The organism is Adlercreutzia sp. St.1H8 (assembly GCF_059728655.1).
The window spans coordinates 2,309,003-2,330,279 of record NZ_AP039376.1 but is presented as its reverse complement, the minus strand read 5'-3'; the positions used below and the strand labels follow the sequence as shown (position 1 = coordinate 2,330,279).

The following is a 21,277-nucleotide window of genomic DNA, read 5'->3' as shown; positions in this document are numbered from 1 at the left end:
GAATCGTGCGCAAACTTGACAGCACAGAATCGTGCTGATAGGATTCTCCGACATGTAACAGCACAAAAGTGTGCTGTTAGGAAGGAGAAGCATCATGGAGCAGCAGAACCACCGCATGCTCACCGTGACGGACATCACGGAGCGGCTCGCGGTCTCGAAGTCCACCGCCTACGTGATCATGCGAGAGCTCAACGAGGAGCTCGCCGCCAAGGGGCTCAGGGTGATCCCCGGTCGCGTCAGCGAGTCGCACTTCAACGCCGTCTACTTCGGGGACGAGGAAGGGGGCGCGAGATGAGCGCCACACTGGAGAAGAACGGAACGTGGACGAGCCAGTTCCGCTACGAGGACATCTACGGCAACACCAAGCACAAGTGCAAGAGAGGCTTCGCCACCGAGGAGGAGGCGGACGAGTTCGAGGACAGCTTCCTGCGCCGCACGAGCGGCTCCCTCGACATGCGCTTCGCCGACTTCGTAGAGGTGTACGGCGAGGACATGAGGCCCTTCATCCGCGAGAACACCTGGAACACCAAGGAGTACATGATCAACGACAAGATCATCCCGTTCTTCGGGAAGAAGAGGCTTCGCGACATCACCACTCAGGACATCCTCGCCTGGCAGAACGGGATCCTTGAGGCCAGGAAGAGGAACGGCGAGCCCTACTCCGGCACGTACGTGAGAACGCTCGACGCGCAGCTCGTGGCTATCATGGCCCACGCCGAGCGTTACTACGGGCTCAGCCCCAACCCTTGCGCCAAGTCGCCCAGGATCGGCGAGCACGAGGCCCAGGAGATGGCCTTCTGGAGCAAGGAGGAGTACCTCCGCTTCAGCGAGTTCCTCTCCGACGACCCTGTCATGTTCACGTCCGTCGAGGTGCTCTACTGGACCGGCCTCAGGCTCGGGGAGCTGCTAGCGCTCACGCCCAACGACATCGACTTCAACAGGTGCGAGATCCATGTGCGCCACTCGTTCAGGCGGATCAAGGGCGGCAAGGAGACGATGACCCCGCCTAAGACCGAGAAGAGCGTGAGGAAGGTCGTCATGCCCGAGTTCCTGCGTGACGAGATCAGGGACTACATCGAGAACGTCTCCGGCGCAGCCTTCAACGAGAGGATCTTCAAGGACATCGACTCACGCAAGATCCGCGACGCTCTCGATGCCGGTATAGAGGCTACAGGGGTGCCCCGCATCCGCATCCACGATCTGCGGCACTCCCACGTATCGCTCTTGATCGACATGGGCTACAGCGCCGTCGCGATCGCGGAAAGGACCGGGCACGAGTCCACCGACATCACCTACCGCTACGCGCACATGATGCCGGACACCCAGGAGAAGATGGCCGAGGCCCTCTCAGGGTACAGGGGGTGAAGCCGATGCCATGCAAGAACGAGAACCGGCAGAGACCCATAACGATCGCGTTCAGGGTGTCGGAGGAGCTCAACGAGACCATCAACCTGCTAGTCGCCGCGAGCGGCATGACGAAGCAGGACTACATCGTCTCGAAGCTCCTCGACCAGGAGATAACCGTGAAGCCGTGCCCCTCCGTGCAAGCGGCGCTCAGAGAGGAGCTCCGGGAGGTCGCAAAGCAGCTCAACAGGCTGCGCAAGGGCGAGAGCCCGAGCGAGCACCTGCTTGAGACCTGCGACATGCTCTCCGAGATCATCCTGGGGCTCCGAAACGCCCCCGACACCTGCGAGATCGACGAGGAGGACCGCTCCTTCAGGAACCTCAGGAGGTAGGAATGCCCGCATACCAATTGGACAACGGTAGGTGGTACGCGTCCTTCTACTACCGTACCCCGTCGGGCGAGCTCAAGAAGAAGTACAAGCGCAGCTTCGATACCGAGGCAGAGGCTGAGGCCTACGAAAAGCGATTCCTTGAGAATGCCGGAGACCCGTCCCAGATGACGGTCCTAGAGCTGATCGACTCCTACCTCGCATACGTCAGGCCGCGCATCAGGTGGTCAACCTACGATACCAAGGCGCTCACCCTGCGCACCAAGGTGGTCCCCTTCTTCAAGAACAAGCTGGCCGGGACTGTGAGGCCTCTCGACATAGTGAGGTGGCAGGGATGGCTGGACGGACTGCGGCAGAAGAACGGGAAGCCCTACTCCGCCACATTCATCCGCAAGACGAACAGCGAGGTCTCGGCTCTCTTCAACTACGCCGAGAAGCAGCTGGGGCTGAAGCCCAATCCCACGAAGAAGGTGAAGAAGACCGGGTCTGCCAGAGCGGACGAGATGCTCTTCTGGACGAAGGAGGAGTACGAGCACTTCCTCGATGCGATATCCGACAAGGACATATCCTTCTACGCCTTCGAGATCCTCTATTGGACGGGCATACGCGAGGGCGAGCTCCTGGCGCTGACGCCAGAGGACTTCGATCTGGATGCGGCGACTCTCACCATCAGCAAGTCGTTCGCCAGGCGCAATGGAAAGGACGTCATAGGGCCTCCCAAGACCAAGATGTCCTACCGCACTATCGTTTTGTCCGACTTTCTCGTTGAAGAGATACGTACCTGGTTCGAGTACGCGGACTTCGCCGAGGGAGAGCGGATCTTCCCCCGCACGAAGAGCTTCCTCCACCATGAGATGGACCGTGGATGCCTCAAGTCGGGCGTGAAGAGGATCCGCATCCACGACCTGCGGCACAGCCACGTGTCCATGCTCATACACATGGGATTCAGCGCGGTGGCCATCGCCGCCAGGATGGGGCACGAGTCGCAGGAGATAACATTCCGCTACGCGCACCTGTTCCCGGACGTGCAGGACGACATGGCGAACTCGCTCCAGGGGATTTCGGACGAGCGAAAGAAGAGATAGATACGAGGGTGTCCCATGATGGGGCACCCTTTCGCTTGGAAGAGATTTAGACTCCAGGGAAACGAGAGATTGCTAGGTTGAAATGAGTAACGAAACACTGCCCTTCATCGACAACGAGTCGGAAGTCCTATTCGAAGAGCTCGACAAGGATTGCCTTGCCGACGTATTTCGTATATGGGACTGCGATGAGAAGGAGTGGCATGACGCCTATCCGATAGTTTTCCGTTTCGAGAATAACGACTTGCTTCTAAGCAGTGTTGAAGGATCGGTAGCAATAACAGCGGGAATAGTCGATACCGCGGATCCTGAAAGTGCAGCAAGAGAGATTGACGGGAATAGGTGCCTATGTTGGCAAAGGGATTGTACCTGGTCCCGTTTTATAGGCAGAACTGGCGTTTTGCGCTTAATCCTAGATAAAGTGGATGACGCGTCCATTCATAGTGTCCCATGAATGGACAAGACGATCATGTGAACTGGTTATTGTTTTACTAATTTGTTTTTACCGAATTACTACTCCTCTTGATGTGTTGTTCTGCTTCGTTCGAAGGTGGAATCTTATGGGTTTGCTACAATACGTTTTGGGTCTCAAGACCCAAAACGACTAAAGTACAGGAATCACGATGTGGTGCGATAGCTGTAACAGGGAGACCGAGGAGGCTGTTTGTAGCATCTGCGGCGCGGAAACACGAGAGGACAATCCATCCTCTGTTTTTTGGTGCCCTGATTGTCGCATTCCGATCGTTCACGATCACTCTGTCGAGAAGGTGGATTGTCCCCTGTGTACAGGCGAAGCGTCGTACCTTTGCTCCGACCTACGACCCGTATTTCCCGAAGAAAGACTGCTGTTCGAGCTCATTGAAGGCGAGCCTTTCAAATACATTGATTCTGCTGTTTGGGCATCTGGTAGTAAGTATTACGTTGACGGAGCTCCGATTTCCGTACCGGTATCCTTCTATGAGAATGCCGACGTAACGAACTTAATTTCAGAACTCAAGAACCAATCCCCGAAGAATAACTATACGTATTTCGACAAAAGCATTGAAAAGTTCGTTTCTGCCAACAGGCCACATTTGAGGGAGATTACTAACGAAGCGGCTTCGTTCATTCGTAAAGCTGCCGAGCCTTATCCCGAAGAAAACCTAGTAGTTTCGTTTTCGGGAGGGAAAGACTCGACTGTCACAGCTGATCTTGCAGTAAGGGCGCTCAGTAATCCTTATCTCGTGCATGTTTTTGGAGATACGACTTTAGAGTTTCCGACGACTATCGAGTACGCACAACGATTCAGGCAAAACCATCCTTTGGCTATCTTCAAAACCGCCCGGAATGACGAGCAGTCCTTCTATGAGATGGCAGATATCATCGGACCGCCAGCTAGAATGATGCGCTGGTGCTGTTCTATGTTCAAAACGGGACCGATTTCCAGGGTATTCAATAGCCTGTACAGAAACCAAAGCATTCTCACCTACTATGGCATAAGAAAGCGTGAATCTGTCTCAAGAAGCAAATACAACAGAACCGAAGACGATGCTGAATCGGTGAAGATACAGCGCCAGAAAGTTGCATCTCCTGTCTTCTTCTGGAGCGATATTGAGATCTGGCTCTATATTCTGGGCGAGGGCATCGATTTTAATGAAGCATACAGATTGGGGTACGACCGCGTTGGTTGCTGGTGCTGTCCTAACAACAATGCCAGAGCTCAGTTCCTCTCGAAGATTTACATGCCTGATCAATCGAGGCGCTGGCGTGATTTCCTCGTCGACTTCGCTACCAGGATTGGCAAACCAGACCCCGAGGTGTATGTCGACGAGGGATGGTGGAAAGCGCGTCAGGGCGGGAACGGCGTTGCGGCATCTTCTTCAGTTAAGTTGAAGTCAAATCAGTGTGCAACTGAAGACTCGGCGTATGTTTTCGGTATTGACAGACCTTATTCCGAAGAGCTAGAGGGCTTATTCACACCCTTTGGAGTCTTCGCCCCCGGAGTGGGGCGCAAGCTCCTCAAAGAGAAGGTGTTCCTCGATCCGAAGAGCAAAGAGCCATCGTTCTCCATCATGCCCTTCCACGGCGCGGACTACGAGCACGCAATAAAGGTGAGAATTCTCGACGAATCTAAGACGGAGGATGTTCTCCGCATGGCGAGATATCAGGTAGTTAAATTCAACGCATGTCGACAGTGCCTGAAGTGTGAATCGCTATGCCGATTTGGAGCTATCTCTGTCTCGTTGGGCGAATATGCCATCAATGACCAGAAATGTACGCACTGCCTCCAATGCGTCACCGATAAGTACCTGGAAGGCGGATGCCTTATGAAGAAGTACTTAAGAACGAAGGAATCATGACGACTATAGATGCAACAATAAAGCCGAAGTGGAGAGCACACGAAACGTTCTTTATTCGCAAGGGTTGGCTTAGCAAAGGCTTGCAAGCCGTAGCGGAGAAAGACGATATTTTCGTCGACAAGAATGTCAACCAGATGGACGAGCTCGGCATCGGCTCCAATATGGTGAAGTCGCTAAGATACTGGCTTCAGGCTACCGGCGTGACACGTGAAGAGGCGGATAAGGATAGGCGCGGGAGGCGTGTTCAAAGGGTCACGGAACTCGGCAAACTGGTATTGGAGAACGATCCCTATCTAGAAGACATCGGAACGCTCTGGGTTCTCCATTATGAGTTAGTAAACAAGCGGGAATTCGTCCCATCTTGGTACTTCGTTTTCAACGAGCTGAAAATGAAGTCTTTCACTCAAGATGACTTTGTACGGCTAATCGACAACTACTCGGTAAATATCCTAGGCGCAGATAAGCCCCCGGCTGCCAGACTCAGCACAGATGACTTCAACTGCATTCTTGGTACCTACATCTCCAAAGGGAGTCTTCAAGCTTCGAGGGTCTCTCCAGAAAGCAACATCGACTGCCCCTTTGGAGAGCTGGAATTGCTAGGAGTCGATAGCTTGCGCGATAAAACTTACCGCAAGAAACAAGCAGCTCCTGATTTGATCCCAGATTTCATCGCCCTGTATGCGATTCTGCGCTTTCGTGAGGAGAGGGGGCTTTCCGGGAATGCCTTAAGGGTGGAAGACTTATTGAACACACCTGCTTCTCCGGGAAAAGCGTTTAATCTCGACACCTTTTCACTGCTAGAGATATTGCGACGATTGGAATCGAGGGGGTTTCTGAGGGTGATCAGGACGGCCGGTCTCGATGAGGTTCGAATAGAGTCGGATATGTCACCCATCGAATGCCTAGAAGAGCACTACGAGGAGGTGGGATAGGTAATGACATCTGTGGACATAAAAGAGTTCCTTCGGGCTAATGCAGAATTCCAGTCCTCCGTTAACATCGCCTACGACCTCGGGGATAGAGCGAAGATCAGAGCTCTGATACCAACATCTGGCGTATGCGGTTACATCGAGGCGCTTCTCGGCGATATTGTCTTCAGATCCTCGAATCGTGCGAAGATCTTCGTTGGCGCGTACGGCAAGGGCAAATCCCATATAGCCTTAGCGGCCCTTGCCGCTATGTCCTTAAAGGAACCAGAGCTCTACCAAAATCTCATCAATGCCTACAGGCAGAACGGATCTCCCTTCTCCGAGGTGATCGCTAACTTCGTTACTGATGGTCCCCTTCTCCTTCCGGTAGTTGTCTCTGGAAGCTCGTCGGATATTGCTAGGTCATTCCTTTACGCCCTTCGTTACGCACTTAAGGATGCCAATCTGGAAGATCTGATGCCAAAAACGAACTACAGCGGCGCTCTCGATGTAGTGGTTCGCTGGAGAGAAGAATATCCAGCAACCTATAAATTGATGGAGGAGATGCTCGGAGAAAGCGGCCCTTCCATCGAGGCATCTCTGAAGAACTACAGAACGGAAACCTACCTCAAATTCATCGACACTTATCCTGCACTGACGTCAGGAAGCGTTTTCGATACGCTTGCGAACGCCGATGTCGTAGCCACTTTCATTGATGTAGTAAAGAGCCTGCGCAAGCACGGCTATTCCGGAGTGTACGTTGTCTTCGATGAGTTCAGCAAATACCTAGAGTCGAGTATTGAAAACGCTACGATTGAAGATGTCAAGCTTCTGCAGGACTTTGCTGAGGCATGCAACCGAAGCGATCAGCAGGAGCAAATGCACCTCCTCCTCATTAGCCATAAGAACCTGTCGAATTACATCGACTCTAGTCTGCCGAAGGAAAAGGTGGATGGATGGAGAGGGGTATCAGGTCGCTTTCAAGAGCTTGAGGTACGGGATAATCCTAACCAATCATATGAGCTGATCACGCACGCGATAGGCAAAGATCCCAAGTTGTGGACGGCTGCCTTCGAGACGTTAGAGCGCGAGTTGATGGATATTCGCAGTCGGTATATCGCAACTGGCCTACTAGATGCGGAGAATGCCGACGATGTCATATACGGCTGCTACCCCCTGCATCCTATAACCGCCTTCCTGCTTCCGCGCGTTTCCGAGCTCGTTGCGCAAAACGAGAGGACCTTGTTCACCTTCTTGGCCGCCTCCGAGTCGGGATCGCTGCCTGCGCGCGCCGAAAGGGGCGAGGTGGACGGATATTTTGTCACGCCCGATTTAGTGTATGACTATTTCGAGCCGCTGCTCAGGAAAGAACAATTCGGATCGACGGCTCACGGTCTATACACGTTGGCTAGATCTGCGCTTTCTAGGTTAGATGCTGCCTCCATCGAGGCAAGAATCATAAAGACCATAGCTCTGATCCATCTTGTCGCTCAGTTCAACCAGTTGCCACCCACAAGAGAGGTGGTAGCGAAGGCTTTTGCCGATTCTGGCGTAGATATCAAATCACTGGATGAAGCGGTAGAGAATCTACTCGATGCAGATTCCATAGTGTACTTGCGCCGGTCCGACTCTCGATTGAAGCTGAAGGAAACATCAGGCGTACGCATCGATGAGGCGATCAGCAACGAAGTGGAGCTGTTGAAGGCAAGAACGACCGTTGAGGATATCCTCAATCGCTATCAAAATGGCCGCGCCCTCTATCCGTCCAGGCACAATCATGAGAAGAAAATCACACGATACTTCGATTGCTATTTCATGGATGCGCAGGAAATCGTCGACCGTCTCTCCTCGGGTGCAAGTTTCGATTTTACCGGCGATGGCGCTGTTGTCGCGGTTCTTCCCAGCGACGAAGCGTCTTTGCGCTCTGTAAATGAAGCACTAAAAGCCTCTAAAGCGAAATCGAGTACGATCGTCTTTTCGGTTCCCAAGGTTCTCGATGACATCGCCGAGGTAGCTTTCGGATATGAGGCTACGTTGGCCTTAAGAGATCGCGCTGGAAACGATGAGGTATTGCGGGACGAATACGGGATCGTGGCAGAGGACTACTCAGAAATACTGTCCAGGTTCGTGGCAAAGTACTACTGGCCAGAAAAGGGTGGAGCGACCTACTACTATAACGGGCATCGCAAGAACGGTATCAACCACAGAAAGAAGTTATCCAGTCTTCTCTCGGAAGTCTGCGATCAGGTGTATTCGAAGACTCCCATTATCAACAACGAGGTCATCAATAAAAATGAGCCCACGGGGATAGCGCTTACAAGCAGGGCTAAAATCCTAACGGCGATTTGCTCGAAGAGCTTGGAGCCAAGCCTTGGTTTTGTGGGGAATGGACAAGAGACGTCTATCGCCAGAAGCGTTCTCGGCGTAACGGGGATCATCGATGATTTAGACTCCAATCCCGTGGTCAATATAGATCACAAGAATCCTAAGGTCGGTGCGGCAATAGCAGTCATAGAGGACTACCTTACTAATTCCGAAGGCGCGACATTTGATGATCTCTACGCGCGACTTACATCGCCGTCTTTCGGTATCGGTGCGAAACGCGGCCCAATACCCATTTTGCTGGCAGTAGTATTGAGGGAATACCGCGATGTAGTTTGCCTTATGCGCGGCGAGGACGAAGCGCCTCTAGACAAGAAGACTTTAGAGGACATCGAAGCATCGCCGCAAAGTTATAGCATATCCCTCATTGATTGGGACGATGAGAAGGCTGCTTATGTGAGCGAAGTTGGTTCGTTGTTCGGAGGGGGGATAGGCAGCCCGAGCAAGACCCAAGTTGTTGAGCTCGCTCGCACATGGTTCTTCTCCCTTCCCCAGTTTACGCGGCTTTCAAAAATCAATAATGCTTCCTCGCCCAGAACGCCGTTTGGCGTCGAGCATAGCGCGTTTTTCAAGGCATTGAGTCAGCCATCTCTTAATGTGAACCAGTTCCTTTTTGAAACGCTCCCACAAGCTTTTGGCTGTCCTTCGGCGGGTATGCAACTCACCCAGAAGCTCAGGCGCGAGATAGCCGCTTGTGACTCCTATATTGATGATGTAGTCGATGTCTTGGGTGCAGAGATCCGGTCTATCCTCTCGCCAGAGGCATCAAGCAGAGAAACGCTCAGCTCATCCGTGTCGACCTGGCTTGACTCGCTCTCCCCTCATGCAAGGCATCATGTCTTTTCAGGATCTGGCAGCAGAATCATGAGCGCATTAGAGAACTTTACCCCCGACACAAGGACCTCGATCATGAGACTTTGCAAGGCGGCCGTCTCGTTGCGCATTGAAGACTGGGACGATGATCTGTATGCAGACTTCATTGATGTTTTCCGCGATTTCGTAGAAGAGGTCGCATCGTTTGAGAGTCAGCAAAGTGGCACAGGCAATCTGTGCCAAACAATCATGTTTCTATCTCCTGGCGGTGTCGAAGAAACGCTTTCTTTCGATAATGTGGAATGCTCGCCTCGCGCGAAGCTACTCAAGAACCAGATCGTCAGTTCTCTCGACGAAATGGGGCAATCCGTTTCTGCGGACGAAAAGCGCCAAGTGCTGTTCGATGTGCTCAAGGAGATGTGCTCATGAGCCGAACATCTTATTTCGACAACGCCGCGACAACCTTCCCAAAACCCGAAATCGTCTACAGCGAGGCGGATCGCGCATTTCGCACCTTGGGAGGAAGCATAGGACGCGGAGATGGCGAGCAGGCCAAGACGGCCACCGCCTTGGCGAGAGACAGCAAAACGATATTAAAGCGTCTTTTGCAATGCGAGGGCAAAGAGGTCGTTTACACAGCATCTGCCACCGATGCGCTCAACCGTATTCTTCTAGGCCTCAGCCTGGAGGGCGCAACGGTTTATGTTTCTCCTTTTGAGCACAATGCAGTTACTCGTGTATTGCACCATCTCGCCTCGACGATGGCTATTAATGTGCGGCAATTGCCCTTCGATAGACGGTCGTTGAGGCTTAAACAGCAAGAGACGCTCGACGAGTTCGCACGAAACAAACCTGATTTGGTAGTGCTTACTCATGCTAGCAATGTTTGCGGTGCTGTTCTACCAGTTGAAGCTATATGCGAAATAGCAAAGTCCTTTGGGGCCATGACGCTTGTTGATATGAGCCAAACTGCTGGATTGGTGCCGCTGCGCCTCAGCCTTGATACCATAGATTTCGCGGTATTCGCTGGTCATAAGACATTGCTCGCGCCCTTTGGAATAGGTGGGTTCGTATGCTTGCCGGGAGAGAGGCGTATCAAGCCAGTTCTGTATGGTGGCAACGGCATCGACTCCGTGAACCAAGACATGCCCAGCAACATAGTCCAAATGGAAGAAATCGGCAGCCAAAATGTATACGCGATTGCCGGGCTGAAGGCCTCCGCTCAGTGGCTCCTGGATCATGTTGATTCGAAGGCAATTGAGGAAGATCGTTCGCATAGACTTTTAGAGATCCTGCGCTCTTATCCGAAGATCAGCATCGTTGCGGACGAAATGGCATGCGAGCGAATAGGCGTTGTTTCGTGTCTTTTCGAAGGGTATGCGCCAGATGAAATAGGGAGCGTTTTGAGCGATCTTGGCGTCTCCGTGCGTACCGGGTTGCATTGCGCTCCGTACGCTCACGAGTTCCTCGGGACGCTGCCTCTAGGCACCGTTAGGTTCAGCGTCAGCGCCCTCACAACGGACGGCGCTCTTGAACATCTTCGCGAAGCGCTCGACTACATTGATAGAAACAGCTAGGAGAACCATGACATTACGCGATCTTGAGATAAAGGCAGAGTATAGAACGAAGATTTCAAATATTCCTAAGGAATTCATCGTGCCCCTTCTAAATGAAGGAGTGCTTTACAGGCGCGCGGTCGGATTCTTCTCCTCTAGCGCACTTCTTGAGATATCTAAGGGATTAGGATCGCTTATCGCCAACGGTGGGCAGATACAGCTAGTCGCGTCGCCCAACTTGTCCGAAGGGGACATAGATGCGATAGACCGTGGCTATAAAACTCGGCGGGATGCGATAAGCGAGTCGCTTCTACGAGAGCTGCCTGATCTCGAAAGCCTCAGCCTAGAAGAAAGAGACAGATTCAACCTACTAGCCTATCTGGTGGCCAACGGTTTTATGGACATAAAGATTGCGGTCGTTGACGACAACAACGGCTTGGGCATCTACCATGAAAAACTTGGTCTTGTTGAGGACACAAGCGGAGATATAGTAGCTTTCACAGGATCTATGAACGAGAGCAAAACAGGCATGCTCGACAATTACGGTGCAATAGATGTCTTCAAATCCTGGAGCGATCCCGAGGGTCGGGTTGCTATGAAAAGCGCCGCCTTCGCCTCTATCTGGAACGGTTCGGAAATAGGTATTTCAACATATGAATTCCCCGAGGTGGCTGAAGCTATAAAGGCGAAGTATATGCAAGGAGCGCCAAAGGTCAATCTCGATCGGATTGATAACGGTCAGGATAGTTCGCCATCTAGGATGGTCGCCCAATTCGGTTATCCAAGAATGCCAGACGTTGACGGCTTTCAAGTGAGAGACTATCAGAATCTGGCAGTCGAGAGATGGCTGAAAAACAACGGGAGGGGCCTATTCGATATGGCGACAGGGACTGGCAAGACGATAACAGCCCTTATCGCATTGACCAGGCTATACGAAAAAGTCGGGGGCGCTCTCTTTGCGATCATTGCCTGCCCATACAAGCATCTCGTTGAGCAGTGGGTAGGAGATTTGGAACTGTTCGGCATCGATCCGATCGTTGCCCACAGTGAATCAGGGCAGCGCAACTGGAGGAAGACGCTGAAAGATGCAATTGTCGATCATAAGCTTGGCTTAGACAACGCCAAGTTCGTCTGCCTTATTAGCACGAACCAATCGCTCTCCTCGGATTGGATGCAGGATACCCTTTATAGGCTTAAATCAGACGTTCTTCTTATCGCTGACGAGGCTCATAACCTGGGCGCGCCGAAGTACAGAAAGATTCTAGATCCCAAATACTCTTACAGGCTCGCATTGTCGGCTACATTCAATCGTCATCATGACGATGAGGGTACAGAGGTACTTAGGAGCTATTTCGGCGAGACCTGCATCGAGTATTCCCTTGAACAGGCTATTCGGGACGGAATGTTGACGAAGTATAAATACTATCCGGCACCGGTCACCCTTGACGATGATGAGCTAGATGAATACCAGCGCCTTACAAAAGAACTGGGGAGATGTTTCAAGAGCACCGGCGGTCAAAGGGCTATAACCCAAAGAGGCGAGATCATAGCCCAACAAAGAGCACGCGTGGTCGCTGCTGCTAGGAATAAGCTGGAGGTCCTCAAGGATCTAATTACCGGCTACTCACAGGATAGGCATCTGCTTGTTTATTGCGGAGCAGCGAGTCTAATGGACGACGAAAACGGCCAGGATGATATGGACAAAGACATCAGACAAATCAGCGTGGTGGTAGATATGCTCGGGAACGACCTAGGAATGGCAGTTTCCAAATTCACGTCAGAAGAGGATATGTCGGAACGGGAAGTATTGAAAAAGGAATTCAGCAACGGGAATATCCAAGCTCTAGTGGCTATCAAGTGTCTCGACGAAGGCGTGAATATTCCAAACATCAGAACAGCGTTTATGCTCTCCAGCACCACAAACCCTAAAGAGTACATTCAGAGAAGGGGTCGATTGCTCCGTTTGAGCCCAGGCAAAGAGTACGCTGAGATTTATGACCTCATCACTTTGCCCTTTTCTGTTGAGGATGCGTCCAGTCTGCCCCTAGATGATATCAGGGGTATGTACACTCTAATTAACAACGAGGTTGAAAGAGGATTTGAATTTGCTAGATACGCTCAAAACTTTGCCGAGGCTCAAACTACCCTCGACGAGATAAGCGAGAGCTACAGAATGGACGAACTTAGGATGTTGATCGAAAGGCGCGAGAGAGAGGCGTAAGGTGGAGTCTGCAAATAGTCAAACAGAGATAGACTTGGAAAAGGCGCATCGCATGATGGACAGAATCATCAAGCAAGAGAAGCGCAATATCCAGACAAAGCAATATTCAGATACCAAGATGGTCCAGAAAATAAAGGAAATCATACGTGAGGAGGCGGACGCTTATGCTGATTAAATCGATAGAGCTAACCAATTTCCGCATCTTCGCAGGTAGCCAGAAGGTAGAGTTTTCTGTAGACCCCGACAAGAACGTTACCGTGATAATGGGCGACAACGGCTCGGGTAAAACCACTTTTGCGCAAGCCTTTTCGTGGTGCTTGTACGAGACGACAACATTTAAGCGCAGCAACGACCTCTTATCGTTCAGCGCACGCGACGAGCTCCTGGTCGGACAAACGGCTCTTGTGAAAGTTGCACTTACCCTCATACACAATGATACGGAATATGCGATTACAAGAGCACAGGAGTACCGCAAGGATTCGGAGACAAAGCTGCGTGCGGGTGAGACGGTGCTCAGCGTTTTCTACAAAGCCAAAGACGGTCAGTCAGAGCCAATCGAAGACGAAGCATCCAAGAGAGACATAATCAACGAGATCATCCCCAAATCCATTTCATCGTACTTCTTCTTCGATGGCGAACGCGTCGAGAAGATGGGTAACGAAATACAAGATGGACGGAGCCAGGAATTCAAGGTGGCAGTGGGTAATCTACTCGGCTTGAGCGCTATCTCTGAGGCAATCAAACACCTTAAAGGCAGCCCCTCCATGGTCATCGGCTCGTACATGAAGGAATATAACGGTGACAGCGATGCGGAGTATCAAAAGGCCGAAAAGGAGATTCAGGGCGCTGAAGCACGCATATCGAAGCTGAAGGAGAAGCTTGAGGAACTTGAGCTTGAAAAGTCCAGGACTGCCGAGATGCGCGATGGCTATAAAGTAGAGCTAGAGAAGTCGAAAGAGTCCAAAGAGTGGGCTGAGAGACGATCGGAACTAGATAGTGCAATAGGTAAGGCGCGGATTGATCGAGAGCGTGAAGCAAGGGCCCTATGCGATAGGTTCGGGAAGAACGCCTGGAGCTTCTTCAGTGCCCCACTCCTAGACTCAGCTGTTCGTGCCTTGGATAGCTCCGATATTGAAATCAAGGAAGCGCCGACCGGCGTGAACCGGGACACAATCGAGGATCTTATCGAGAGAAAAGAGTGCCTCTGTGGCCGCGCCGTCGAGTTCGGAGATGATGCCTATAAGTCTCTTATGGCGTGGATCGATGTTGTGCCTCCGCAACATATGGGCGCGGCTATCAAGAATTACCGAGATGGCGTCAACATCATTCTCGATGAACAACCGCTGTCTCTCTTAGATGATGTGGAACTGCACACGGCCAATACGAGAAGGCTCGAAAACGAAATCACCCAAAGTGAGATTGAGATAGGAAAGCTGGACAAGCTCCTCGCCGGGGCGAAGGACATGTCGGATACCGAGAGGAAATTTCAGACAGCTGGCAAGCATCTAAGGGAGATTGACGGCCAGATATCCGAAGCCAACTTGGCCATGGGCATGGCGGAAGCCACGCTCAAGGAGGCTCAGATCAAACGCAATAGCCTCACCACGAACGATGAGACAAACAAGAGAGTGAGGCGAGATAAGGAGTACGCCGAGTGGATATACAACGAGCTAAACGCAGAGCACTCGCGTAAGGAAGCCGAGACGAGGAAAGACCTCGAAGACGAGATTAACAATATCTTCAGAGAGTTCTTCAGCGGCACGCTAAAACTAGAGCTTGACGATAAGTACAATGTTACGGTTCTGAACATGGATCCGGATCGCCAAGCTTACGATGTCGAGACGTCCGAGGGGCAGACCGTTGCGGTAATCTTTGCTTTTATTGCTGGCGTCATAAGACTTGCTACTGATGAAAAGCGAAAGAGCGATGAAATGCTGCTAACCGAGTCCTATCCTCTCGTCATGGACGCACCTATGTCAAAGCTAGACAAAAAGAGGATTGCCGCGATTTGCGAAGTGGTGCCACGCATCGCCGAGCAAACGATAATTATGATCAAAGATACCGATGGCGAGCTCGCCAAGGAGCATCTCAAGGGCAAGGTAGGCGTCGAGTATGCAATAGTAAGCATTGAACCAGAGCGCCTTTCTGAAATTGAGAGGGTTGATGACTAATGTATGAGGGTTACGGCCAGTATACTTTCACAGGTACGCATGCCTCACGCGTAAAGGAGCTCGTGGGCTTCGGCTTTTTTCCACGAAACGTCGACGTTCTACTTGTAGCCCCTATTGTGGGTTTTGAATACGGAAAGCGAGCCGATAAGAACAATCAGGACGATGACGACACCAAGGTCTTCCTCGAGCAGCTCCAAAAGGCAGACTCGAAGCTTGAGCTCAACTATAAGACGATAATGCTATTGGACAAAGAACACGAGCCAAGCGAAGAGGCCCGGATCAAGAAAGCATTCCAGATTTCTCCCAAGGATCGCGATCCAGCAGATCTTGAGAGATACGAAGCGTACGTTCGAGGCGGAGTAGACTTTCTCTATGACAGAATAATCGGCAAGGGTAATACCCAAGATGAGCGTATTCGCGAGCTCTACGACCTGGTTGATAGCTTCGCTTCACGCTATAACTAGGGTCGCATGAGTACGTCGATACGAGCTGTTAGATGACTTGTATCGATCCTTCGTCAGCCTCAATCGTTGAGAACGCATCGAAAAACTCGGGCTCAATGCCGCTATGTATTGAATGGGCTTTGCAAAAAGCAGCGAATTGGTCGAAGGAAGTCCATCCGTAGAACTCATTATCGAGCACCGCTCGGAAGAAGGACTCTGTATCCACGACGTCGGGGTTCTCTCGAAGGTCTACAACGCAGCTGCCATCTTCTCCAAACAGTCTGAATTCGTGGCTTTGCGTGAGCGCGGTGCGCAAGAGGACTGAATTCCAGCTCACTCCAGAAGGTTGAGGGAGGGCTGAAAGGTTCGGTATCACGACCTTACGAGGGTAAAATAGCTTCGAGACCTTGCGACTGGCGACTTTCGTAATTTGCGACGCTAGGACAGAATTGATGGAGTCGATGAAACTACTGCCCAGAGAGAGCTTCTCGCGTGACCAGTATCGACCATTGCCAACCTCGATGACATCCTTGTCTACAAGCAATGATCCGCAGATGCCACGAAGTTTCAGGCGCCGCTTTGTAATGAACTCCTCATATAGCTCGTCCTTGGAGACAGGTTTTGGAGCATCTTTGATATACATACGCATAACGGCAACTGCAGAAAGCCCTTTATGGTTAGATTTTACAAAGTGCGGTTTGCGGGTTGCCTCTATCGGCAGATTGTCTTCCATCATATCAACGAGGTAGTAGAGCATGTCATAGGACTTTACGCCGTATTTGAAACAGCGCTCGCGATGATCCTCAAAGACTCTCACTGCGGATACGATGTCGTTATCCCTCATCTTCGCGGCTATTTCCTCTGCCAAAGAGGCAATGCCTTCCATATCAAAACCGGCTGCTTCAACGTCGTACCATCCACCGTTTGCGTTGATGACAAAAGGCGAGTATTCTGCCAAGCCTCCAAGAGCAAACGACTGAGCCATCGTCTTCTCGGCAATCACTTTAGCATGCGCATCGGTTATGAAGCCATTATTGTCCTCAAGTACCGAATAGAAGTACTTCGCGAAGCTAGTCCGATCTCCGATGTTTTCTACATCACAGATCCACGGGTACTCTCGAAGAGCAAGCCGCTTGTCTCCGTACTTCCTCAAAAGGCTGTAAAGAGCGTGATGTGTTGGGATCCCCTGAGCTTGCAGTTGATCCTGGAACTCGGAGTATATACCCTCTACGCCTACAATCGGGATATGGTTGACGGCAAATACCTCGACAACAAGATCGGAGATTATGCTTAGCAACTCCCTGGGGTAAGGCGCATTCCTTTCGTGAATATAAGCGCCTCTTCCCCACAGCATGCAATCGGAAAAACTTCCCGCCTGGCTACCAATTTTACTTTTTGATGGCCTGTTCCCGGTTCTCTTGAAAATCTCGTCAATCATCTCATCGTAGGTAAGGGCTTTACCTGCTTCGTATAGAACTGCATGGAGAAGCGCCCTCTCGCTATTCGGTTTGAGTGCCGCCCTCATCACTGGATGCTCAGCTGCGCCGATCAGATCTTCGGCAACTCTCAGGCTGCCCCGCTTGTCGAAGACCGAAAGAATCGGTTCGCTTTCTAAGCCGCAGGACTCGCATCCAATGCTGCCTATGAATTCATCATGTGTTGTAAAAGAAGAGTTGGCGATAAGGCTGTCTATTTCCTTGGCGGCGATCTCGCATGTCGCGCAAGGGTACCCAACAAGCGTGTAAAGCCCCTCCTGTCGGTTTATTTCAAACTCTGGAAGCATCTCTAACAGACCTAGGCAATCTTCCCCTTCGTCGATGATGCCGCTCGACGCCAACGAGGCCTGAAGGGCATCGACGCTCCCGATCGCCCCAGCTCTCTTGGCGATGCTGAAGATCGCTAGACGGAGAAGCAATAAACGTTCAGAACGCAATGGGTTGAATCGCTCCATAGTCATCGATTCAATTTGCCTGATGCGCTCGCGCGTAACTCCAAGCTCATTGCCCGTTTCCTCAAGGGTTTTACGAGGCATTCCGAGCCCATTGCGCATAATGAAAATCTCTATCGCCCTCGTGTCGCAGTCACTGTTCAGCTCTATGAACGTATCCGTGAAAAATGCGCCAATCTTATACGGGATCTTTGTAATTGAGGTAAGCCTCTGAAGCGAGCTGCTGAAGCTGTGGGCAATATAAACCGATAGGAAGCTTTTGTTGCTTCCCAAAAGACCATCGACTGTGCCATATCTTTTTAGTTCTGGATCCAGGGACGATATCAACCACTCAATAGGTGTTGGAAGAAGTTCCGGCTGTATCGACCTTTTGACCTCTTCTGCATAACACTCAAGCACCGTTTCGATATGATCAACTCGATAGACTTGCTCCAGAATTATGTCCACCACTCGTGAGACAGCCCGGTACCCAAAGTCGGTTATCAAGTGTTCCAGACTCGAAAAGAGCAAAGTTGAGACAGGCTCTTCTTTACCGAGGAATTCGTTTTGGGGATATGGAAGGCTTTCGTAAAGTTCCGGAATCTCGCGAACAGGTACCTCGTCAAAAGCTTCAAGACTTAGCTCTCTGTTCTTGGGGAGGAAAGGAAGCTCTGCAATAGTATGTTGAACCCATCCATCGAGGGAGATAAATCGATCAGGGCCTTCCAGATAATCAATTTCGATTCCCGTTGGAAACGGTCTGAAGCGATACGGCATGTCTTGCGGAACGGTATTCATTACCCGAGGGAGCGCTTCGTAATATGAGAGAGTGTGCAGAGTAGGTAGGTTTCTGTCGCTCAGACCTCTCTCTAGTTCAGCGATAGCGGTAGCTCCGATCCCCTTGATTCCAAGTAGATCCTCAATATTGCGTCCGAAAAGGTCTCCTACCGTAATGACACCGCCGTCTTCAAACTTATTTGCCCACCTTAGATCAACATTGAGGTCTTCATATAGCCTCAAGGCTGTCTCCTCGTCCGATAGTGGTTCGGCGTCAGGAACTGAGCAGTCTTCTCCATGACCGTTATCTTCAAGTAGGTCTCCGAGCTCTGCAAGCATTGTTTCCAGGGTAACCCTATTACCCTCAGAGCCTTCTCCGAGGAACTCTTCGAACCCTATTTTTTCATCGTCTGCCATTGTTTGATGCCCTTAAAACTGCTCGATCTCGATGAGCGAACTCAAATAGTCGCAATAATCCTTCTTTAGGCTTTTCGGGCCGTGTATACGCACGGTGCCCCCGAGGCCTACGATCCATCCGAAGAACTGCTCGGACTTGCGGACCTTGACGACGGCCTTCGCAGTCTCATCATCGTATTTGTACCACTCTGCCGAATCGCCGAAGCGGTCCATGATGATCTCGACCTTGTCTCCGTCGACAAGAAGCGTCGCCGTTACCGGCTCGCCCCCGAAGCGTCCGAAGAGCTCATGCTCTTCGCCTTCGAACTCACGATGAGTTATCTGCTCGTTCCTGGTTGACCGTTCATCGGACACCCTCAGCTTCTCCATGCGGTCGATGCGGTATTCGGTCATGCACTCGTGATCGTCGTTCCATGCGGTCAGGTAATAGTATCCGTCCGCGAACGTGATTCCCACGGGCGTTACCAGATGGGGCTTCCCGTCATGGGTAGCGAAGCGCTTCCCATCGAGTCCGTACTTGTAGTACATGAACTCCACCTTGAGCTTGCGCCTCATGGCGTCGTGCAGCGAGTCTATCGAGCTGAACACGGAGTCGCTCTTCGACGTTATCCTGCCCGGCACGTGTATACGGCGGTCCAGGAGCGCGCGCTCGTGATCGTTTGCTAGAAGCTTCAGGTTCGTGGTGAGGGCCCTCGACTGGCGCGAGGTCAAGAACTTGCAAGATTCCACCGCATCGACCAGCAGCATAAGCTCAGAGAGTGTGAAGTCGCGCCTCACGATGGCGTACTGCACCGGATTCCTCTGGAAGGTCTGGATGTCGAAGCCGAACTCCCGTAGCGCCTCGATGTCGCGATAGAGGCCCTTGCGCTCAGCCTGTATGCCGTAGTCATTTAGACGCTCGATGATCTGCCGAAGCGACAGTCCGTGTTCTGCGTCCGTCTCGTCCTGCAGGATGCGCATGACGTATAGCGTCTTGAGCTTTGCCTTGGGGTTGTTCGTCATCTTAACCCTTCGCCTTCTCGACCTTGACTGCATTACAAAGTCTTCCTCTGTTATTTTACGCTAGCTAGTCAGCATCTCCTAGCCGGGTGTCCCATGGTCGCACAAAGCCGAAACCCCAGCGGCTGCCACCGCACGCCCGCGTTGGCCCAGTTCCAGCATCCATGTGACCTCGCATCCGTGTCCCGCCGCTGCGCCTTTCCTTATTCGACGCACGTTCGCACGGAACCGCTCAACCTCCGCAAGGGCCGCGATACTTTTTCGATTTCTTTTGCGAGATGCATGCATGATTCACATCTCGAAAAACAAATGGAAAAACTAGCGCGAGATTGACGTTCTCTTCCACGTCTCGCTTCGCTTCCTCCCTTGCGCAGGCCGCGAACCCGTGCGCCCGCGATCTCACAAGGCAAGCCACAGGGGCGAGCCGCAAGATCAGGAGGTCTGAATCATGGAAAGCTTCAACACCAAGGTCAACAAGGCAGCAGCGATGTTCCTCAACCGCAGGGGCTACGACATCCTCGACGAGCCCTGGAAGCGCGACGGCGGGATGCTCCCGATCGACATCGTGGCCAAGGACGGGGACTCGGTCGTCTTCGTAAGAGCCAGGGGCCGCAATGCCGAGTTCGGCGAGGGCTTCGACGATGCGGGCCTAGACCGCGACAAGGCAGAGGCCTTCGCCGTCAACTGGTTCCGCGACAACATCGACGAGTTCGCAGACGCCCAGTTCCGCTTCGACGCCATCTCGATGATCGTCATGGGCGCCGACGCCAACAAGGCCCTTATCCGACACCACATCAACGCACTCTCCGAATCCTGCGCCTCGGATCTGCCCAAGACCTCCGAGCCGTCCGAGGAAGCCCGAGCCGCCCAGGCCGCCTAGGCCAGGGCCCTCCGGGGCGAGGTTGGCTGCCGGGTCGATCTGGCTCGGCAGCTCCCTCAACACAACGAACCCCAAACCCCCACTTGAAAGGAAGCATCGAAATGGGACTCGACATGTACCTCACCAAGCGCCGTCGCGGAAGCGATGCCGAGCAGGAGCTCGTGGCCTACTGGCGCAAGGCAAACCAGATCCACGGATGGTTCGAGCGCAACCTCGCCGATGGATACATCGAGAACTGCGAGCTGTACCCGGTGTGCTTGGAGAACCTCAACTGCCTCATGAGCGATTGCAGGCTGGTGCTCTCGGATCGCTCGAAGGCATCCGACGTCCTTCCCTGCGAGGAGGGTTTCTTCTTCGGCAGCCAGGTCTACGACGACTACTACTTCGAGAACCTGGCTGAGACCGAGCGGATGCTCGCGCAGGTCATCTCTGACACGACAGATGACGACGAGCTCTTCTACCACGCGTGGTGGTAGCAGCGAGGCAGCTGGTGCCTTGGAGCGCCGAATAGAAAAGATTTGCAAAACAGCACAGTTCTGTGCTGTTTTGTGCTATCATGGAAATGTAATACAAATCAGCCCGACCCATTCCACCTCGGGGTCGGCAGGCAAGACGCAAGGGAAAGGAGC

The 21,277-nt window shown here is 52.2% G+C and carries 16 protein-coding genes; 14 read left to right on the top strand and 2 right to left on the bottom strand.

Annotation, left to right across the window (positions count from 1 at the left end; translation table 11 throughout):
- Positions 1 to 94: 94 nt before the first annotated feature.
- From AC6I0Y_RS09220 to AC6I0Y_RS09165, 12 genes are all read left to right on the top strand, one after another.
- The gene (locus tag AC6I0Y_RS09220) at positions 95 to 295 is read left to right on the top strand and encodes a helix-turn-helix domain-containing protein (protein WP_497731216.1); all 201 of its coding nucleotides are present in this window, start codon (positions 95 to 97) and stop codon (positions 293 to 295) included.
- On the top strand, positions 292 to 1,365 hold the full coding sequence (locus AC6I0Y_RS09215) for a site-specific integrase (protein WP_497731213.1): 1,074 nt from the start codon (positions 292 to 294) through the stop codon (positions 1,363 to 1,365). The genes AC6I0Y_RS09220 and AC6I0Y_RS09215 overlap by 4 nt, the downstream gene beginning before the upstream one ends.
- Positions 1,366 to 1,370: 5 nt before the next feature.
- Positions 1,371 to 1,736: a plasmid mobilization protein gene (locus AC6I0Y_RS09210; protein WP_497731210.1), complete on the top strand. Its 366-nt coding sequence runs from the start codon at positions 1,371 to 1,373 to the stop codon at positions 1,734 to 1,736.
- A 2-nt stretch (positions 1,737 to 1,738) separates the two neighbouring features.
- Positions 1,739 to 2,818 (top strand): tyrosine-type recombinase/integrase, encoded by a 1,080-nt coding sequence (locus AC6I0Y_RS09205; RefSeq protein ID WP_497731209.1) that lies wholly within the window; start codon positions 1,739 to 1,741, stop codon positions 2,816 to 2,818.
- A 620-nt stretch (positions 2,819 to 3,438) separates the two neighbouring features.
- Entirely contained in the window at positions 3,439 to 5,154 is a 1,716-nt protein-coding gene (locus AC6I0Y_RS09200) for a phosphoadenosine phosphosulfate reductase domain-containing protein (protein WP_497731206.1), read from the top strand.
- Positions 5,151 to 6,086: a DUF4007 family protein gene (locus tag AC6I0Y_RS09195; protein ID WP_497731204.1), complete on the top strand. Its 936-nt coding sequence runs from the start codon at positions 5,151 to 5,153 to the stop codon at positions 6,084 to 6,086. Before AC6I0Y_RS09200 ends, AC6I0Y_RS09195 begins: the two co-directional genes overlap by 4 nt.
- 3 nt (positions 6,087 to 6,089) lie before the next feature.
- On the top strand, positions 6,090 to 9,686 hold the full coding sequence (locus AC6I0Y_RS09190; protein ID WP_497731201.1) for a hypothetical protein: 3,597 nt from the start codon (positions 6,090 to 6,092) through the stop codon (positions 9,684 to 9,686).
- Positions 9,683 to 10,834: an aminotransferase class V-fold PLP-dependent enzyme gene (locus tag AC6I0Y_RS09185; protein WP_497731199.1), complete on the top strand. Its 1,152-nt coding sequence runs from the start codon at positions 9,683 to 9,685 to the stop codon at positions 10,832 to 10,834. Before AC6I0Y_RS09190 ends, AC6I0Y_RS09185 begins: the two co-directional genes overlap by 4 nt.
- A 7-nt stretch (positions 10,835 to 10,841) precedes the next feature.
- A complete protein-coding gene (locus AC6I0Y_RS09180) occupies positions 10,842 to 13,034 on the top strand; it encodes a DEAD/DEAH box helicase family protein (protein WP_497731196.1) in 2,193 nt (730 codons plus the stop codon).
- A gap of 52 nt (positions 13,035 to 13,086) precedes the next feature.
- Positions 13,087 to 13,209, top strand: coding sequence for a hypothetical protein (locus tag AC6I0Y_RS09175; protein WP_497731193.1), 123 nt, complete (start codon positions 13,087 to 13,089; stop codon positions 13,207 to 13,209).
- On the top strand, positions 13,199 to 15,205 hold the full coding sequence (locus AC6I0Y_RS09170) for an AAA family ATPase (protein WP_497731190.1): 2,007 nt from the start codon (positions 13,199 to 13,201) through the stop codon (positions 15,203 to 15,205). Before AC6I0Y_RS09175 ends, AC6I0Y_RS09170 begins: the two co-directional genes overlap by 11 nt.
- Positions 15,205 to 15,669, top strand: a complete 465-nt coding sequence (locus AC6I0Y_RS09165; RefSeq protein ID WP_497731187.1) for a hypothetical protein — start codon at positions 15,205 to 15,207, stop codon at positions 15,667 to 15,669. Before AC6I0Y_RS09170 ends, AC6I0Y_RS09165 begins: the two co-directional genes overlap by 1 nt.
- A gap of 28 nt (positions 15,670 to 15,697) precedes the next feature.
- Here the strand turns inward: AC6I0Y_RS09165 and AC6I0Y_RS09160 are convergent, their stop codons facing one another.
- Together AC6I0Y_RS09160 and AC6I0Y_RS09155 are read right to left on the bottom strand one after the other, a co-directional pair.
- A complete protein-coding gene (locus AC6I0Y_RS09160) occupies positions 15,698 to 18,769 on the bottom strand; it encodes a sigma factor-like helix-turn-helix DNA-binding protein (RefSeq protein ID WP_497731184.1) in 3,072 nt (1,023 codons plus the stop codon).
- 12 nt (positions 18,770 to 18,781) lie between these two features.
- Positions 18,782 to 19,771 carry a helix-turn-helix transcriptional regulator gene (locus AC6I0Y_RS09155; protein ID WP_497731181.1) on the bottom strand — a complete coding sequence of 330 codons (990 nt, stop codon included), beginning with the start codon at positions 19,769 to 19,771 and terminating at the stop codon, positions 18,782 to 18,784.
- A 445-nt stretch (positions 19,772 to 20,216) separates the two neighbouring features.
- Here AC6I0Y_RS09155 and AC6I0Y_RS09150 point away from each other — a divergent pair, with 445 nt between their 5' ends.
- Positions 20,217 to 20,648 carry a YraN family protein gene (locus AC6I0Y_RS09150; protein WP_497731178.1) on the top strand — a complete coding sequence of 144 codons (432 nt, stop codon included), beginning with the start codon at positions 20,217 to 20,219 and terminating at the stop codon, positions 20,646 to 20,648.
- A gap of 101 nt (positions 20,649 to 20,749) precedes the next feature.
- Entirely contained in the window at positions 20,750 to 21,124 is a 375-nt protein-coding gene (locus AC6I0Y_RS09145; RefSeq protein WP_497731176.1) for a hypothetical protein, read from the top strand.
- Positions 21,125 to 21,277 lie beyond the last annotated feature (153 nt).

Coding starts and splice junctions, on each gene's coding strand:
- AC6I0Y_RS09220 (WP_497731216.1), top strand. CDS start 95: ATGGAGCAGCAGAACCACCGCATGCTCACCGTGACGGACATCACGGAG.
- AC6I0Y_RS09215 (WP_497731213.1), top strand. CDS start 292: ATGAGCGCCACACTGGAGAAGAACGGAACGTGGACGAGCCAGTTCCGC.
- AC6I0Y_RS09210 (WP_497731210.1), top strand. CDS start 1,371: ATGCCATGCAAGAACGAGAACCGGCAGAGACCCATAACGATCGCGTTC.
- AC6I0Y_RS09205 (WP_497731209.1), top strand. CDS start 1,739: ATGCCCGCATACCAATTGGACAACGGTAGGTGGTACGCGTCCTTCTAC.
- AC6I0Y_RS09200 (WP_497731206.1), top strand. CDS start 3,439: ATGTGGTGCGATAGCTGTAACAGGGAGACCGAGGAGGCTGTTTGTAGC.
- AC6I0Y_RS09195 (WP_497731204.1), top strand. CDS start 5,151: ATGACGACTATAGATGCAACAATAAAGCCGAAGTGGAGAGCACACGAA.
- AC6I0Y_RS09190 (WP_497731201.1), top strand. CDS start 6,090: ATGACATCTGTGGACATAAAAGAGTTCCTTCGGGCTAATGCAGAATTC.
- AC6I0Y_RS09185 (WP_497731199.1), top strand. CDS start 9,683: ATGAGCCGAACATCTTATTTCGACAACGCCGCGACAACCTTCCCAAAA.
- AC6I0Y_RS09180 (WP_497731196.1), top strand. CDS start 10,842: ATGACATTACGCGATCTTGAGATAAAGGCAGAGTATAGAACGAAGATT.
- AC6I0Y_RS09175 (WP_497731193.1), top strand. CDS start 13,087: ATGATGGACAGAATCATCAAGCAAGAGAAGCGCAATATCCAGACAAAG.
- AC6I0Y_RS09170 (WP_497731190.1), top strand. CDS start 13,199: ATGCTGATTAAATCGATAGAGCTAACCAATTTCCGCATCTTCGCAGGT.
- AC6I0Y_RS09165 (WP_497731187.1), top strand. CDS start 15,205: ATGTATGAGGGTTACGGCCAGTATACTTTCACAGGTACGCATGCCTCA.
- AC6I0Y_RS09160 (WP_497731184.1), bottom strand. CDS start 18,769: ATGGCAGACGATGAAAAAATAGGGTTCGAAGAGTTCCTCGGAGAAGGC.
- AC6I0Y_RS09155 (WP_497731181.1), bottom strand. CDS start 19,771: ATGACGAACAACCCCAAGGCAAAGCTCAAGACGCTATACGTCATGCGC.
- AC6I0Y_RS09150 (WP_497731178.1), top strand. CDS start 20,217: ATGGAAAGCTTCAACACCAAGGTCAACAAGGCAGCAGCGATGTTCCTC.
- AC6I0Y_RS09145 (WP_497731176.1), top strand. CDS start 20,750: ATGGGACTCGACATGTACCTCACCAAGCGCCGTCGCGGAAGCGATGCC.